Origin of the sequence: Sphingomonas sp. H160509, from assembly GCF_024124765.2 — a bacterium.
Classification (GTDB): domain Bacteria; phylum Pseudomonadota; class Alphaproteobacteria; order Sphingomonadales; family Sphingomonadaceae; genus Sphingomonas.
In genome coordinates this window covers 1,729,509-1,745,390 of the sequence record NZ_JAMXSR020000002.1, presented here as the reverse complement: position 1 = coordinate 1,745,390, position 15,882 = coordinate 1,729,509, and the positions used below count along the sequence as shown (strand labels likewise).

General features: G+C 65.2%; 14 protein-coding genes and 5 pseudogenes. 11 read left to right on the top strand and 8 right to left on the bottom strand.

Going from position 1 to position 15,882, the window contains the following annotated elements:
- Positions 1–13 precede the first annotated feature (13 nt).
- Both NHF48_RS10195 and NHF48_RS10190 read left to right on the top strand, forming a co-directional pair.
- Complete coding sequence (locus tag NHF48_RS10195) at positions 14–571, top strand: CAP domain-containing protein (protein WP_253071040.1); 558 nt, start codon at positions 14–16, stop codon at positions 569–571.
- A gap of 67 nt (positions 572–638) precedes the next feature.
- Positions 639–1,274: pseudogene (locus NHF48_RS10190) on the top strand (EAL domain-containing protein); the annotation flags it as partial.
- A 273-nt stretch (positions 1,275–1,547) separates the two neighbouring features.
- On the opposite strand, the gene rdgB reads toward NHF48_RS10190, so the two are convergent.
- Both rdgB and rph read right to left on the bottom strand, forming a co-directional pair.
- Positions 1,548–2,183, bottom strand: coding sequence for an RdgB/HAM1 family non-canonical purine NTP pyrophosphatase (rdgB, locus tag NHF48_RS10185; protein WP_253071039.1), 636 nt, complete (start codon positions 2,181–2,183; stop codon positions 1,548–1,550).
- On the bottom strand, positions 2,180–2,896 hold the full coding sequence (gene rph, locus NHF48_RS10180) for a ribonuclease PH (protein WP_253071038.1): 717 nt from the start codon (positions 2,894–2,896) through the stop codon (positions 2,180–2,182). The genes rdgB and rph overlap by 4 nt, the downstream gene beginning before the upstream one ends.
- Positions 2,897–3,110: 214 nt before the next feature.
- Between rph and hrcA the strand changes: the two genes are divergently transcribed.
- From hrcA to NHF48_RS10160, 4 genes and pseudogenes are all read left to right on the top strand, one after another.
- A complete protein-coding gene (gene hrcA, locus NHF48_RS10175) occupies positions 3,111–4,154 on the top strand; it encodes a heat-inducible transcriptional repressor HrcA (protein WP_132896106.1) in 1,044 nt (347 codons plus the stop codon).
- A gap of 25 nt (positions 4,155–4,179) precedes the next feature.
- The gene (gene grpE, locus NHF48_RS10170; protein ID WP_253071037.1) at positions 4,180–4,719 is read left to right on the top strand and encodes a nucleotide exchange factor GrpE; all 540 of its coding nucleotides are present in this window, start codon (positions 4,180–4,182) and stop codon (positions 4,717–4,719) included.
- A gap of 180 nt (positions 4,720–4,899) precedes the next feature.
- A pseudogene (locus tag NHF48_RS10165) lies at positions 4,900–6,124 on the top strand (threonine synthase).
- A 107-nt stretch (positions 6,125–6,231) separates the two neighbouring features.
- Positions 6,232–6,471 carry a hypothetical protein gene (locus tag NHF48_RS10160; RefSeq protein ID WP_253071036.1) on the top strand — a complete coding sequence of 80 codons (240 nt, stop codon included), beginning with the start codon at positions 6,232–6,234 and terminating at the stop codon, positions 6,469–6,471.
- Between the two features lie 159 nt (positions 6,472–6,630).
- Here the strand turns inward: NHF48_RS10160 and NHF48_RS10155 are convergent.
- Together NHF48_RS10155 and NHF48_RS10150 are read right to left on the bottom strand one after the other, a co-directional pair.
- A pseudogene (locus NHF48_RS10155) lies at positions 6,631–7,112 on the bottom strand (vgr related protein).
- Positions 7,109–7,546: a copper chaperone PCu(A)C gene (locus tag NHF48_RS10150; protein ID WP_253071035.1), complete on the bottom strand. Its 438-nt coding sequence runs from the start codon at positions 7,544–7,546 to the stop codon at positions 7,109–7,111. The pseudogene NHF48_RS10155 and the gene NHF48_RS10150 overlap by 4 nt, the downstream one beginning before the upstream one ends.
- Before the next feature lie 168 nt (positions 7,547–7,714).
- Between NHF48_RS10150 and dnaK the strand changes: the two genes are divergently transcribed.
- From dnaK to NHF48_RS10130, 4 genes and pseudogenes are all read left to right on the top strand, one after another.
- On the top strand, positions 7,715–9,622 hold the full coding sequence (gene dnaK / locus NHF48_RS10145; RefSeq protein ID WP_132896111.1) for a molecular chaperone DnaK: 1,908 nt from the start codon (positions 7,715–7,717) through the stop codon (positions 9,620–9,622).
- 116 nt (positions 9,623–9,738) lie between these two features.
- Positions 9,739–10,874, top strand: a pseudogene (dnaJ, locus tag NHF48_RS10140) (molecular chaperone DnaJ).
- 121 nt (positions 10,875–10,995) lie between these two features.
- Positions 10,996–11,379: a hypothetical protein gene (locus NHF48_RS10135; RefSeq protein WP_253071034.1), complete on the top strand. Its 384-nt coding sequence runs from the start codon at positions 10,996–10,998 to the stop codon at positions 11,377–11,379.
- Between the two features lie 72 nt (positions 11,380–11,451).
- Positions 11,452–11,922 (top strand): TM2 domain-containing protein, encoded by a 471-nt coding sequence (locus NHF48_RS10130; protein WP_253071033.1) that lies wholly within the window; start codon positions 11,452–11,454, stop codon positions 11,920–11,922.
- A 415-nt stretch (positions 11,923–12,337) separates the two neighbouring features.
- Here the strand turns inward: NHF48_RS10130 and purB are convergent.
- Positions 12,338–13,637: pseudogene (gene purB, locus NHF48_RS10125) on the bottom strand (adenylosuccinate lyase).
- A 231-nt stretch (positions 13,638–13,868) separates the two neighbouring features.
- Between purB and NHF48_RS10120 the strand changes: the two are divergent.
- Positions 13,869–14,297, top strand: coding sequence for an EF-hand domain-containing protein (locus tag NHF48_RS10120; RefSeq protein WP_253071032.1), 429 nt, complete (start codon positions 13,869–13,871; stop codon positions 14,295–14,297).
- Between the two features lie 75 nt (positions 14,298–14,372).
- Here the strand turns inward: NHF48_RS10120 and NHF48_RS10115 are convergent, their stop codons facing one another.
- From NHF48_RS10115 to radC, 3 genes are all read right to left on the bottom strand, one after another.
- Entirely contained in the window at positions 14,373–14,774 is a 402-nt protein-coding gene (locus NHF48_RS10115) for a BLUF domain-containing protein (RefSeq protein ID WP_253071031.1), read from the bottom strand.
- A 65-nt stretch (positions 14,775–14,839) separates the two neighbouring features.
- Complete coding sequence (locus tag NHF48_RS10110) at positions 14,840–15,037, bottom strand: hypothetical protein (protein ID WP_263816833.1); 198 nt, start codon at positions 15,035–15,037, stop codon at positions 14,840–14,842.
- A 94-nt stretch (positions 15,038–15,131) separates the two neighbouring features.
- The gene (radC, locus tag NHF48_RS10105) at positions 15,132–15,794 is read right to left on the bottom strand and encodes a RadC family protein (RefSeq protein ID WP_253072394.1); all 663 of its coding nucleotides are present in this window, start codon (positions 15,792–15,794) and stop codon (positions 15,132–15,134) included.
- Positions 15,795–15,882 lie beyond the last annotated feature (88 nt).

Below are 15,882 nucleotides of genomic sequence, written 5' to 3'. Positions count from 1 at the left end.
CGAAGGAAGCGCAATGACGGCACGGATGGGTTTGGCGATCGCCGGGGCGCTTTTGCTGGCAGGCTGCGCGCAGGGCCCCGAGCGTGTCGTCGAGCGCCGCGATACCATGGCGCCGGCACCGCGCGGTGCGAGCCTGCTCAAGACCGCGATGATGGACGGGCACAACGCCGCGCGCGCCGCCGTCGGCGTGGCGCCGCTCACCTGGAGCGATACGCTGGCAACGACCGCGCGCGCCTATGCCGAGGAACTGGCGCGGACCGGCAAATTCGCGCACGCCCCGCAACCCCAGGGCATGTCGCGCGAAGGCGAGAATCTCTGGACCGGCACGCGCTATGCCTATGCCTACAGCGAAATGATGGGGCACTGGGTCGCCGAGAAACGCGATTTCATCAACCAGCCGACCCCCGGGTTCAGCCGCACCGGCAAGTTCGAGGACGTCGCGCACTATACGCAGATCGTCTGGCGCGGCTCGACCCAGGTCGGTTGCGCGATGGCGAGCAACAAGACCGACGACTATCTGGTGTGCCGCTACTCGCCCCCCGGCAACGTCTTCGGCGAGCGCGCCTATTGATCTAGGTCAAGCGGTTAGCCCCAAAGTGGTGGCACTTTCTTAAGCGGTCGTCGCTTAATCTGGTTGAATGATACCAGTATCCAAACCTGATGGCTCTCGGCCCACTGGCTGCGTCGGATGCCGGGACGGCGCCGGCCTGTCCTTTGCCTTCTCGATGGCGTTCCAGCCGATCGTCGACGTCGAGACCGAGACCGTCTTCGCCTACGAAGCGCTCGTGCGTGGTCCCGAAGGCCAATCGGCGGCAAGCGTGCTGGCTCAGGTCGATGCCAAGAATCTCTACGCGTTCGACCAGCAATGCCGGGTGCGCGCGATCGAGGCGTCAGTGAAGGCCGGGCTGCTAGACACGCCCGCGCGGCTGTCGATCAATTTTCTCCCGAACGCGGTGTATTCGCCGGCGGCGTGCATCCAGTTGACGCTGAAGACCGCGGCGGCGGTGGGGATGCCGACGGATCGGTTGATCTTCGAGTTCACCGAGAACGAGGAGATGCTGGATCCAGCGCATGTCGCGAACATCATCGCGACGTATCAGAAGATGGGTTTCGGCACCGCGCTCGACGATTTCGGTGCGGGGCATGCCGGGCTCAACCTGCTCGCGCGGTTCCAGCCGGGCATCATCAAGCTCGACATGGAGCTGATTCGCGACATCGACACGAGCCTGCCGCGGCGGATGATCGTCGAGGGGATGCTGCGGATGTGCACGGCGCTGGGGATTACGGTGATCGCCGAGGGGGTCGAGACGCAGGGCGAGTTCGAGGCGCTGCGGGGGGCTCGGCGTGCGGTACATCCAGGGGTATCTGCTGGCAAAACCCGCGTTCGAAGCGCTGCCTACGGTGACGTGGCCGGTGAAGCAGGCGATCGCGGTTTAGACCGGGTCGGTCCCTGCTGTTCTCCCGCGAAGGCGGGAGCCCAGGGTCAAGAGCGTAACATTCGTGGCTCCTGGACCCCCGCTTTCGCGGGGGAACGGGAAGTAAGTCTCTCAGAACACTGCCGCTTCGAGCAACTTGAACGCCTCGTTCCGATGGCTGATCGCGTTCTTCGTCTCGTGCGGCAGTTCGGCATAGGTCTGGTCGTAGCCCAGCGGCACGAACACCGGGTCGTACCCGAACCCGACATCCCCGCGCGGCGGCCAGACGAGCGTCCCCTCGGCACGCCCCTCGAACCATTCGACATGACCATCCGGCCACGCCAGCGCCAGCACGCTGACGAAATGCGCGCCGCGCGTCGCGTCCGGACCCTTGGCGACGACCGCGTCCTCGACCTTCTGCATCGCCATCATCCAGTCGCGACCGTTCGGCGTCTCCGCCCAATCCGCCGTGTAGACGCCCGGATCACCGTTCAGCGCGTCGACGCACAGCCCGCTATCGTCCGCGAGCGCGGGATAGCCCGACAGGTCGGCGGCCGAGCGTGCCTTCAGCTCGGCGTTCGCGAAGAAGGTCGTGCCCGTCTCGACGGGCTCCGGCAGATCGAGCTCGGCGGCGGAGACGACTTCCAGCCCGCGCCCTTCGAGTAACGCGGCGATCTCGCGCACCTTGCCCTTGTTGTGGCTGGCGATGACCAACTTGCCCGGCTGGAGCTTGCGGATCGCCTGCGGTTCCTTGCCCTCGCCGCTCACTTGGCGACGGCTTTCGCCTGTGCTGCGAAGATATCCGTGCAACCGATCCGCGCGAGACGGAGCAGGCGGAGCAGCGCCTCCTCGTCATAGGTCGCGCCTTCAGCGGTCGCCTGCGCCTCGGCGATGTTGCCGTTTTCGAGCAGCACGAAGTTCGCATCCGCATCCGCGCCCGAATCCTCGATATAGTCGAGGTCGAGCACAGGATTGCCCTGGTAGATGCCGCAGCTGATCGCGGCGACCTTCTGCGTCAGCGGGTCGACGGTGAGCTTGCCGCTCGCGAGCAGACCGTCGATGGCGAGCCGCAGCGCGACCCAGCCGCCCGAGATCGAGGCGGTGCGCGTGCCGCCATCCGCCTGGATCACGTCGCAGTCGATCACGATCTGGCGCTCGCCGAGCAGCTTCAGATCGACCACTGCGCGAAGCGAACGCCCGATCAGCCGCTGAATTTCCTGCGTGCGGCCCGACTGCTTGCCCTTGGCGGCCTCGCGGTTGTTGCGGGTGTTGGTAGCGCGCGGGAGCATGCCGTATTCCGCGGTCACCCAGCCTTCGCCCTTGCCGCGCATGAACGGCGGCACCTTCTCCTCGACGCTGGCGGTGACGAGCACCTTGGTGTCGCCGAAGCCGATCAGGACGGAGCCCTCGGCATGCTTGGTGAAGCGCGGCTCGATCGTGATCGCACGCATCTGGTCTGGGGCGCGGCCGGATGGGCGCATAGTCTTATCCTAACGGGAGTGAGTGGTTGCCCGCTGCCTAGCCTTTCGTTTGGTCGCTCGCCAGCCCAACCACCGCCGTCATCCTGACGAAAGTCAGGACCCAGAGCCACGCACGACACCGTTCGGTTACCCTGGGTCCTGACTTTCGTCAGGATGACGGGTGGATAGGTGCATTCCTCTTTGTACGCCCGTCGATCAGCCCTAGATCAAACGTATGGCCACGCCCCCCGTCACCGAACTGACCGATCGCGCGCGCGACATTTTTCGCGCCGTCGTCGACAGCTACCTTGCCAGCGGCACGCCGGTCGGGTCGAAGACGATCGCGCAGCTGACCGGCCTCAGCCTCTCGCCCGCCTCGATTCGCGGCGTCATGGGCGAGTTGGAAGGTCTTGGCCTGCTCGCCAGCCCGCATACCAGTGCCGGTCGCATGCCGACCGACCGGGGCCTCCGCCTGTTCGTCGACGGCATGATGCAGGCGATGGAACCGTCGTTCGAGGAGCGCCAGACGATCGAGGCCCGCGCCGGTGTCGGTGGCCCGGTCGAGGAGGCGCTCGCCGCGACCACGCTTGCGCTCTCCGGGCTGTCGGCCTGCGCCGGGCTGGTCATGGTCCCCAAGCGCGAACTGAAGCTCCGCCAGATCGCGTTCGTCGCGCTGTCGCCCGAGCAGGCGCTCGCGGTGCTGGTCAGCGAGGACGGCTCGGTCGAGAACCGCGTGATCGCGCTGCCGAAGGGCATGTCGCCGTCCGCGCTGATCGAGGCGGGCAATTACATGTCGGCAACGCTCGGGGGCCTGACGCTGGCCGAAGCGCGCGGCCGGATCGAACGCGAGCTGGCGGACGGGCAGGCGGCGCTCGATGGTGCAGCGCGGACGCTGGTCGAGCGCGGCATCGCGGTGTGGAGCGAGGATGCGGATCGCCGCCCGGTGCTGATCGTGCGCGGGCAGGGGCGGTTGATCGATGCCGCCGCCGCCGCCGATCTCGACCGGGTCCGCGACCTGCTCGACGATCTCGAGGGAAAGCAGGAAGTCGCGTCGCTTTTGGACAGCGCGCGCGCCGGCGATTCGACACGGATTTTCATCGGCGCGGAGACCAAATTGTTCGCGTTATCAGGGTCTTCGGTCATCGCGCGACCGTTCCGCGGGCTGGACGGCCGGGTGGTCGGCGTGGTCGGCGTCATCGGCCCGACGCGGTTGAACTATGCGCGCGTCGTGCCCATGGTGGATTTCACGGCTGCAACGCTCGCCCGGTTGATGGGTTGAGCCGGCCCAAATTATAGGGAAAACCATGTCCGACATCGATCAGAACACGCCTGCAGACCTGCGCGAAGAGACCGCCGAAGCCGCGCCTGAGGTGGCCTCGAACGACCGCGTCGCCGAGCTCGAGAACCAGCTCGCCGAAGCCAAGCAGAACGTCCTGTATGCGCAGGCCGAGATCCAGAACGTCCGCCGCCGCGCCGAGAAGGAAGCGCAGGACGCTCGCGCCTATGCCGCGACCGCGTTCGCGCGCGACGTACTGTCGGTTGCCGACAACCTCTCGCGTGGGCTTTCGGCGATCCCGGCCGAGCTGCGGTCGGATGAGAAGATGAAGGGGCTCGTCACGGGTCTGGAAGCGACCGGTCGCGAGCTGGAGAGCGTGTTCCAGCGCCATGGCATCACCAAGATCGCCGCAGAGGGCCAGATGCTCGATCCGAACAAGCACCAGGCCATGCTCGAAGTCCCGAGCGACCAGCCTGCCGGGACTATCGTCCAGGAAATGCAGGCGGGCTACATGATCAAGGACCGCCTGCTGCGCCCGGCGATGGTCGGCGTCGCCAAAGCCGGCTGAATCCGCCCCGGAACGGGGAGGGGGGACCGCCACGCGCTTGCGTGGTGGTGGAGGGGGCTCACCTCCCGCGTACCATCTGCGGCCGGGGGCCCGCGTAGAGCGTTACGAACGCGGCACGCCCCCTCCACCAGCTGCGCTGGTCCCCCTCCCCCTTGCAGGGGAGGATTTGAAAGTCAGTTCATGAACCAGAACCTCACGACCGATCGCCAGACCTTCGTCACGCATCTCGAATGCTCGATCACCGGCGAGCGGTATGAGGCGGACCAGCTTCATGGGCTGTCGCGCGCCGGACGACCATTGCTTGTCCGCTACGACCTCGACGCGGTGCGGTCGTCGGTTTCGCGCGACACGATCGAGGCGCGGCCGACCGACTTGTGGCGCTGGCGCGAACTGCTCCCCGTCCGCCACACGTCCAACATCGTCAGCCTCGGCGAGATCGAGACGCCGCTGGTGCCGCTGACCAAGTCCGGCGGCCCCAACGTGTTGGTCAAGGACGAAGGCCGCCTCCCGACCGGCAGCTTCAAGGCGCGCGGGCTGGTCATGGCCGTCGCGATGGCCAAGGAACTCGGCGTCACGAAGATCGCGATGCCGACCAACGGCAATGCCGGTGCGGCGCTGGCCGCCTACGCCACGCGCTGCGGGATCGAAACGATCGTGTTCTGCCCGGACGACACCCCCGAGATCAACGTCCGCGAGATCGCGATGCAGGGCGCGCGCGTCTGGCGGGTCAACGGGCTGATCGACGATTGCGGCGCGATCGTCGGCAAGGGCGCCGCAGAGGGGCGGCTGGTTCGATTTCTCGACGTTGAAGGAGCCCTATCGAATCGAGGGCAAGAAGACGATGGGGCTCGAACTCGCCGCGCAGTTCGGCTGGAAACTGCCGGATGCGATCTTCTACCCAACCGGCGGCGGCACCGGATTGATCGGGATGTGGAAGGCGTTCGACGAACTCGAGACGCTCGGCTGGATCGGGTCGGAGCGCCCGAAGATGTTCGCGGTGCAGGCAAGTGGCTGCGCGCCGATCGTCCGCGCGTTCGAAGCGGGCGAGGAGCATGCCGAGCGTTGGGAAGATGCGAGCACGGTCGCCGCTGGCATCCGCGTGCCGAAAGCGGTCGGCGACTTCATGATCCTCCGCGCAGTTCGCGAAAGCGGCGGGCAGGCATTGGCGGTTGGCGATCCGGCGATCCTGAAGGCGGTCAATGCGGCCGCGAAGCAGGATGGGTTGCTGCTATGCCCCGAGGGCGGTGCGACGCTGGCGGCGTATCATCAGGCGCTGAACACCGGGTTGGTCGACGAGGACGACAGGGTCGTACTTTTCAACTGCGCGACCGGACTGAAATATCCGATGCCCGAGGCGCCGCAAGCGCTTGATAGAACACGACCTATCGATTTCGACGCGCTGTAAACCGCGGATTTCTGCCGGTCGGGTGGGTCTCGATCTACCAGATCGGTGGTTGAAATTGATCCATGTTGGCTGCAACGGGGCGCCCTTATTTACAAAAGGGGTTCCCGATGCAGAAAATCGTCCAGGTCGTTTGCGTCGTGCTCATCGCGGCTGCGGTGATGTTCGGCGGGCGTTGGTACATGTACGTTGCGCGCGGCGAGAGCCCGTATGACGAGGTCGGCATCGCGCTGAACGGCTATGCGCCCGGGCCGATCCGGGCCTGGGGTTGCCACAAGATGCAGGCGCGGTTTCCGGGGCAGTTGCCGCCTTATGGGTGTGGTGGTGCGGATGGTCGTAGCTGGCTCTGACGCCGCAGAGGTTTGACCCTCTTCGTCATGCCGGGCTTGTTCCGGCATCCACCGTTCCGCATCCTCATCGGTCTTTGGGTTCTCGGAACGGTGGACCCCGGAACAAGTCCGGGGTGACGGGGTGGTTTTGGCCTAGTCCCAATTATAACTGCGATCCGGCTAGGCCGACACTAACGGCGTGAACGGCAGCACCGTCTCGTATTGTTCAAGCGGCGGCGCGCCCGCCACCTTCGCCCCCCGCACGCAGTAGGAAGGCATGGCGCACGATCTCCCCCTGCTGCTCGATGCCGTAGCGATGCAGCGCCACCCCCGGCCGGAACGCATAGTCGTACCGACACCACGGATGCCGCGCCAAGGGCAGGAACACGCCGCGCTGGTGTTGCCAGATGTGCGTCATCTCGTGGACGAACAGTCCCTGCAACGTCAGGTTCGCATGCGCGAAGTCGTCGCACCACAGGTCGCCCTTGGGGTGGAAGTGGATACAGCCGCGGGGTGCCATCACCGTATCGCGCGGCTGGAAGAACGCCCATTTGCCGCGTACCAGACTTACCTGGGAATACTCGATCGCGCCCCCCGAACACCGATGCCGCGAGCGCCGTCTCTCCCTCGGTAAGTCCGCGCCTTGAGACTGCTCCGGTCACTTCCCTACCGGGGTTCCCGCCGCGACCACGGTCGCGTTGTTTATGATGCGCGTCCCGTCTGCGAACGCGAACGTGAGCGTCACGCGATCGGCGGGCTTGATCCCCGAATTCATGTCGAACAGCATCACATGCCGCCCGCCCGGCGCGAACGCCACATCCTTGTTCGCCGGGATCTCCACGCGGGTTAGCGGCGTCATCGTCGACATGCCGCCCTTGTCCATCGTCTCGTGCATTTCCGACTTGATCGCGACGTCGGTGGTGGCCGAGATCAGCGTCGCCGGCGCAGGCCCGCCATGCACCGTGAAATACGCCGCCGCGGGCCGTCCGGTGACCGCGCCAAGCCGCACCCACGCCCCGTCGACGGACAGTTCCTTGGGCGGCGCGCACGACGCCAGTGCCATCGCGGCAACACCCAGTCCGAAAACGATACGCATAGGTTACTTTTCTCCGGGCCCGACCACTTGCGCATCCTATGACGGGTACAATCTTGCGGCAAGCGCGAGGCCACCTATATCGCGCCCATCATCAGAAAGGTTCCACTGCCGTAACGGGGTGGAACCGGTTTCGTATTTTCGTTTCAAGTGAGGGGCTAATCAGAACTCATGGCTAAAGTAATCGGTATCGATCTCGGCACGACCAACAGCTGCGTTTCCGTCATGGAAGGCGGCAAGCCCAAGGTCATCGAGAATTCCGAGGGCGCGCGCACGACGCCGTCGATCGTCGCGTTCGCCAAGGATGGTGAGCGACTGGTCGGCCAGCCGGCCAAGCGCCAGGCAGTGACGAACGGCGACAACACCATCTTCGCGGTGAAGCGCCTGATCGGCCGTCGCTTTGACGATCCGATCACCAAGAAGGACACCGAGCTGGTCCCGTACAAGATCTCGCGCGGCCCGAACGGCGACGCATGGGTCTCGGCGGGCGGCAAGGATTACTCGCCGTCGCAGATCTCGGCGTTCACGCTGCAGAAGATGAAGGAAACCGCTGAGTCGTATCTCGGCGAGACGGTCACGCAGGCGGTCATCACCGTGCCGGCGTACTTCAACGACGCACAGCGCCAGGCGACCAAGGACGCCGGGCAGATCGCCGGCCTCGAAGTGCTGCGCATCATCAACGAGCCGACTGCGGCGGCGCTGGCCTACGGCCTCGACAAGCAGGACGGCAAGACGATCGCGGTCTACGATCTCGGCGGCGGTACGTTCGACATCTCGGTGCTCGAGATCGGTGACGGCGTGTTCGAGGTGAAGGCCACGAACGGCGACACCTTCCTCGGCGGTGAGGATTTCGACAACAAGATCGTCCAGTACCTCGCCGACGAGTTCAAGAAGGCCGAGGGCATCGACCTCGCCAAGGACAAGCTCGCGCTGCAGCGTCTGAAGGAAGCCGCTGAGAAGGCGAAGATCGAGCTCAGCTCGGCGCAGTCGACCGAGGTCAACCTGCCCTTCATCACCGCGGACCAGAACGGTCCGAAGCATCTGGTGAAGTCGATCACCCGCGCCGACCTGGAGCGGATGGTCGAGGACCTGGTCAAGCGTACGCTCGAGCCGTGCCGCAAGGCGCTTGCAGATGGCGGCCTGAAGCCCGAGGACATCTCGGAAGTCGTGCTGGTCGGCGGCATGACGCGCATGCCGCGCGTGCGTGAAGTCGTGAAGCAGTTCTTCGGCAAGGAGCCGCACACCGGCGTCAACCCGGACGAGGTCGTCGCGATGGGCGCCGCGATCCAGGCCGGCGTGCTGCAAGGCGACGTCAAGGACGTGCTGCTGCTCGACGTGACGCCGCTGTCGCTCGGCATCGAGACGCTGGGTGGCGTGTTCACCCGGATGATCGATCGCAACACGACGATCCCGACCAAGAAGTCGCAGACCTATTCGACCGCGGACGACAACCAGGGCGCGGTGACGATCCGCGTGTTCCAGGGCGAGCGCGAGATGGCGGCCGACAACAAGATGCTCGGCAATTTCGATCTGGTCGGCATCCCGCCCGCACCGCGCGGCGTGCCGCAGATCGAGGTCACGTTCGACATCGATGCGAACGGCCTCGTCAGCGTCTCGGCCAAGGACAAGGGCACCGGCAAGGAGCAGCAGATCCGCATCCAGGCGTCGGGTGGCCTGTCGGACAACGACATCGACCAGATGGTCCGCGATGCCGAGACCTTCGCCGAGGAGGACAAGAAACGTCGTGCGGGCGCCGAGGCGAAGAACAACGCCGAGTCGCTGGTCCACACCACCGAGCGTCAGCTGGCGGATAACGGCGACAAGGTCGACGAGTCGCTGAAGACCGAGATCCAGGCCGCGATCGACGCGACCAAGGCTGCGGTCGAGAGCGGCGATGCGGATGCGATGACCGAGAAGAGCACCGCGCTCGCCCAGGTCGCGATGAAGCTCGGCCAGGCGATCTACGAGAAGCAGGCCCAGGCGGACGCTTCGCCGTCGGCTGACGGCGACGGCGCGAAGAAGGACGACGACGTCGTCGACGCCGAGTTCTCGGAAGTCGACGACAACCCGAAGGCGTAAACTACTTCCCCCTCTCCCCTGCGGGGAGAGGGTCGGGGTGAGGGGCAGTACCGAGAGGGGCCGCGTGTGGCGCCCCTCTCCCAACCCTCTCCCCGGAGGGGAGAGGGCTTGAGATCATGAGTACCCAGACAGATTATTACGAACTGCTCGAATGCGAGCGGACCGCGGATGCGGGGACGATAAAGTCGTCCTACCGCAAGCTCGCGATGAAGTATCACCCGGACAAGAACGCCGGCTGCAAGGATTCCGAAGCGCAGTTCAAGGCGGTCAGCGAGGCGTACGAATGCCTCAAGGACCCGCAGAAGCGCGCGGCCTATGATCGTTTCGGCCACGCCGCGTTCCAGAACGGCGGCGGCGGCGGTCACGGTGGCGGCGCGCAGGATTTCGGCGGCTTCAGCGATATCTTCGAAAGCGTCTTTGGCGAATTCATGGGCGGCGCGCAGCGCGGCGGTGGCCGTTCGGCGGCACGGCGCGGTGCGGACCTGCGCTACGACATGGAAGTCAGCCTGGAGGAAGCGTTCCACGGCAAGACGACCGAGATCACGATCGACGTCTCCGCGCTCTGCGACACCTGCGATGGCTCGGGGGGCGAAGGCCGGTACGCGCGCGAAGACCTGCCAGCATTGCGGCGGTCACGGTAAAGTCCGCGCGCAGCAGGGCTTCTTCGTGGTCGAGCGCGCTTGCCCGGTCTGCAACGGCGCGGGCGAGGTCATCGCCGACCCGTGCCCCGATTGCCGCGGCGAAGGTCGTGTCGAGAAGACCAAGACGCTGTCGATCAACGTCCCCCCGGGCGTCGACGAGGGTACGCGAATCCGCATGTCGGGCGAAGGCGAGGCGGGTGCCCGCGGTGCGCCGTCCGGCGACCTCTACATCTTTCTCCACGTCACCAAGCACAATCTGTTCGAGCGCGAAGGCACCACGCTGTTTGCGCGCGCACCGATCAGCTTCACGGTCGCGTCGCTCGGCGGATCGCTGTCGATCCCCGGCCTCGACGGTCGCACGCACGAAGTGAAGATCCCCGCCGGCATCCAGTCTGGCAAGCAGCTTCGCCAACGCGGCGCCGGCATGCCGGTGTTGCAAGGCCGTGGCCACGGCGACCTCGTCGTCCAGATCGACGTCGAAACCCCCCACGCGCCTCAGCAACCGCCAGAAGGAACTGCTCGAGATGTTCCGCGAGACGGAAACGGGCGACGAATGCCCGGCGAGCCAAGGCTTCTTCGCCAAGCTGAAGGGCGTGTTCGCCGGGGAATAAACCCGGATACATACTGAACTAAAGGGGGGCGCAATGCTGGCATGTCTTTTCACCGCGATCACCTGTTGGCTGGTCATGGCCACTGCCCCCCCAGACGCCGATCGGCAAGGCACTGCGCCGAGTGCTGATCGACAAGCCTGCGGCGCGGCTGGCACGGTTCACCCGAGGCGATGCCGCCGTCATGGTCCTGCTGATGCTGACGGCCGCGATGGTCACGCTTGTCGGCGAAGGCGATGGTATCAGGCTGCTCACGCTGACCGCCCCCGATGTCGCGATCTGGATCACGACATTCGAGGTTTCGGCCTATGTCGACATTCTCATGGCGTTGGCCGCTGCAGCATCCAGCCTGTGTGTTCGGACTTTCATGACGCGCTGGCTCGGCGACTTCACTCGCCGCCCGGCTGCAAAAGCGCACAAGCGTGCGATCCGCTCGCGGAAAAAGCGGTCCACGAATGCAGACAACGATGACGACAGACATTGGCGTCAAACCGCGCTCGCAGCCTGACGTGGGGAATGAGTTCGGGCTTGCCTCACCCGCATCATCCGCCAGAATGAAGCTCGAACACCGAGGAATGATATGCGCGGACAGGTTTTAGGCGTCGATCCCCGCACGGGCGAGGGGCTTGTCGCAGGGCAGGACGGACAACGTTACCGGTTCGCGCGCGAGGACTGGGCGCATCGCGGAGAACCCGCGATCGGTCTGGAAGTAGATTTCGAGGCTGCCAACGATCGCGCGCTCAGCGTCTTCCCGATGCCGACCGTGCCGGGCCCGAGGCGCGCCGTGCCGCCCGAGGCACTCCCGACCAACGATCGCAACAAATACGTCGCGGCGGTGATGGCGTTCGTGATCGGCACGCTCGGCATTCACCGCTTCTACCTCGGGCGGACCGGCTCCGGAATCATCATGCTGGTGCTGAGCATCACCGTGATCGGGTTGATCATCAGCGCACCCTGGGCGCTGATCGACATGATCTCGCTACCTGATGATGTCCGACGAGGAATTCGCCGCGCGCTATCCGCGCAAGCGGTAGTCCTTCGCGGGTCTTGAAACTGCCGGCCTAGCCGCGCCCCCTCGGAAGGGGGCGGGCGGGCCGATGGATCAGAAGGCGGTGATGACCACCCCGACCACCAGCGCTTGAGCCGCGATCGCCAGCATAGTGCTGGTCACGGTTTCGAACATGCGCATGGGTAGGTCTCCGATGCCGGAACAATATCCGGCAAGCGGGATATGGACTTAGTTGCGCGTTGTCGCAATTTTGTAACACGTAATCGCAATTGCGTTGCGTGCACTTTGAGGCGTTTTGGACGTTACATCCGCCGATCCGCGACGGTCTCCCCTCCCTGAAAGGGAGGGGGCAGGGGGTGGGTCGGCTTCCGCAAGCGCCAGACGGGTGTGGCTCGAGCCAGCCGACCCAGCCCCAACCCCCTCCCTTTCAGGGAGGGGAGCAACCTTTGCCTAGTCCTCAGGCCGCGCCGAACACCCGCGCGAAGATCGTGTCGACGTGCTTCAGGTGATAGCCAAGGTCGAACTTGTCCTCGAGCTCGGCATCCGACAGCGTCACTTCCGGATCCGCCTTCAGCAACTCCAGCAGCGACAGCGCGCCATCCGAATCCCACACCTTCATCGCATTGCGCTGCACCAGCCGATATGCGTCCTCGCGGCTCACGCCCGCCTGCGTCAGCGCCAACAGCACGCGCTGCGAATGGACCAATCCGCCCATCTTGTTGAGGTTCTTCAACATCCGCTCGGGGTACACGACCAGCTTGTCCATCACCCCGGTCAGCCGCGCGAGCGCGAAGTCGAGCGTGATCGTCGCATCCGGCCCGATATACCGCTCGACCGACGAATGCGAGATGTCGCGCTCATGCCACAGCGCGACGTTCTCCATCGCCGGCGTCACATACCCGCGCACCATTCGAGCGAGACCGGTGAGGTTCTCGGTCAGCACCGGGTTGCGCTTGTGCGGCATCGCCGACGAACCCTTCTGGCCGGGCGAAAAGAACTCCTCCGCCTCGAGCACTTCGGTGCGCTGCAGATGGCGCACTTCGGTCGCGAGCCGCTCGATCGAGCTGGCGATCACGCCCAAGGTCGCAAAGAACATCGCGTGACGATCGCGCGGGATCACCTGCGTCGAGACGGGCTCGACCGACAGCCCGAGCTTGCCCGCGACATACTCCTCCACGAACGGATCGATGTTGGCGAACGTACCCACCGCCCCCCGAGATCGCGCAAGTCGCGACGTCCTCGCGCGCCGCCACCAGCCGCGCGCGGTTGCGCGCGAACTCGGCATGCGCCTGCGCGAGCTTCAGCCCGAACGTCACCGGCTCGGCGTGGATGCCGTGGCTGCGGCCGATCGTCGGCGTCATCTTGTGCTCGCGCGCACGGCGTTCGAGCACCACCAGCAGCGCGTCGAGATCGGCGATCAGGATGTCGCTCGCCTTGGCCAACTGCACCGCGAGGCACGTGTCGAGCACGTCCGACGAGGTCATGCCCTGATGCATGAAGCGTGCTTCGGGGCCGACATGCTCGGCGACGTTGGTCAGGAAGGCGATGACGTCGTGCCTGGTCTCGCGCTCGATCTCGTCGATCCGGTCGACCTCGAACGCGCCCTTTTTCCAGATCGCGGCGGCGGCTTCCTTGGGGACTACGCCCAGTTCGGCGAGCGCGTCGGTGGCGTGCGCCTCGATCTCGAACCAGATCTTGAAGCGCGCTTCGGGCGTCCAGATCGCGACCATGTCGGGGCGGGAATAGCGGGGGACCATCGGGTTTCCTCGGGAGCGTGAAGGGTAGGGCGCGTCGCGTGCCGTTCGGCCCGCGGTTGCCCGCGAAACGCGGTAGCAGGACGCAGGAGAAGGTTCAAACACCCGTCGCGAGGTATAAATCGGGCAACGTGGCGAGTATAGAGTGAGCAAGCGGTTCGCTATGTCGAGTATATATCGGGCATGGTCGTAAAATCGCTTAGTAGACGCGTAGAACACTACCGGAGAGACGCAATGTTGAAATATGCTATGCTGGCCGGTGCGGCACTGGTTGCTGAACCCGTATTGGCGCAGACGACTACGACATCCCCGCAGACTTCGGCGCCGGGCGGTGCTGCTGTCGGCCAGGCCGCCCCATCTGGCACGCCAACCGATGCGGTCCCGATGCAACCCGCCGCGCGCGAGCAGCCTGCGACCGGCAGCCAGGTCGCACAGGTCGTCGACACCGAGTTCCCGACCTACGACAAGAACGGCGACGGCAAGCTAAGCGCGACCGAGTTCGGCGGCTGGATGGTCGCGCTGAAGAGCAAGACCGATCCGTCGACGAAGCCCGACGCCCCCGAGACCAAGAAATGGGTCTCCGCCGCCTTTGCGCAGGCAGACACCGACAAGAGCAAGTCGCTGACGAAGACCGAGGTCACCAGCTTCCTGTCGCAGGGCTGACGGCAACGGCACGTCCGCAAAGTACCATCGCACGGATCAAGGTCGTCGGGTTCGGGCCCGGCGGCCTTTGTTACGTCAGCCGTCCAGCGAACCCGTCGCCATCAACGCGAGGAAGGGATCGCGCACCCGCTGCGACGCGCCGTTGAGCAGGCGCCGCATGCGCGCATCATACGCATCGACGGGATCGTCAGCGCGCCGGTGCGCCATCGTCCAGGCACCGAACTGCCGTTCATGGATCGAGATATTGTGCTGGAGCGACAGATCGTAATGACGATCGTCCTTAGTAATGCGGCCGAAGGTCGCGTCGACGAAAGCGGTCGGTCCCTCGATCACCTGCAAAAAATGCGTGCCGTCCGACCACAACAACCCAGTGATGTCATGCAGCGCATTATTGTGCCGGGACTGCTGCGATATTCCCACGAGATCGGCCTTGTCGCCGGCTATGGTGCTCGAACTCATGTATAAGATTTGGCGCATCGCGTCTCCGGTCGATAGTCACGCATATCGCTACTATAGATCGGAGAGCTACGACTTGCGGTAGATCAGTCGGCTTTGCGCACCCGATCTTTCGCAACGCGGGTCTCCGCCAGGATCTGCCCCTGCGCCTCGACAGCGGCATTGAGCAGCCGATCGGAAGTTTCGGCCGCGGCGTCGGGCGTCAATGATACCGCGACCCCGTCCGGCCCGTCGACCATGACCTGACCGTGCTCGGCGGTTACCTCTGAGGCTTCGTCGTGCAACTTGTTATCCACATGCAATTCCTTTGCCGTGACAACGAAGATACGGATGAAAAGGCACGAGGAGTTTCGGATGTTTCTCCTTTATCTGATTGCGTCAGATCAACCCTTGCGCGCGCAGGCTGACATGGCCGCCTGTGCCCATCACGATATGGTCGTGCACGGTGATACCGAGCCGCTTGCCCGCCTCCGCGATCGTCCGCGTGACGTCGATGTCAGCGCGGCTGGGGGAGGGGTCCCCGCTCGGGTGATTGTGGACGAGGATGATCGACGCGGAGCCTAGGTCGATCGCGCGGCGGATGACTTCGCGGACGTACACCGCGGCCTGGTCGATCGAGCCCTTGCTCATCACCTCGTCGCGAATCAGCATGTTCTTGGTGTTGAGGTGCAGCACGCGGAAGCGTTCGATCGCGTGGTGCGCCATGTCGGCACGGAGATAATCGAGCAGCGCCTGCCAGTTGGCGAGCACCGGACGGTCGCTGACGTGCGATTGCAGCAGGCGGATCGCGGCGGCGTGCGCGATCTTGATCGCCGCGGTAGAGATTTCGCCCATGCCCTTCACCCGGCCGAGCGCCTCGGCATCCGCGGTCAGCACCCCGCCAATCCCGCCGAACTCACGCATCAGGGCCTTGGCGAGCGCCTTGGTATCGCCGCGGGGTATGGCGATCGCGAGCAGGTATTCGATGAGTTCATGGTCGAGCAGCGCGTCGCTGCCGCCTTCGAACAGGCGTTTGCGGAGGCGGCCGCGATGGCCCTTCAGATCGTCCCCCGGACGTCAGCGTCTTCGTCCGGTTCGGCCATTTTGCGATGCTAGCACATCCCTGGGCAATTGCATGACGCCCTCGCTC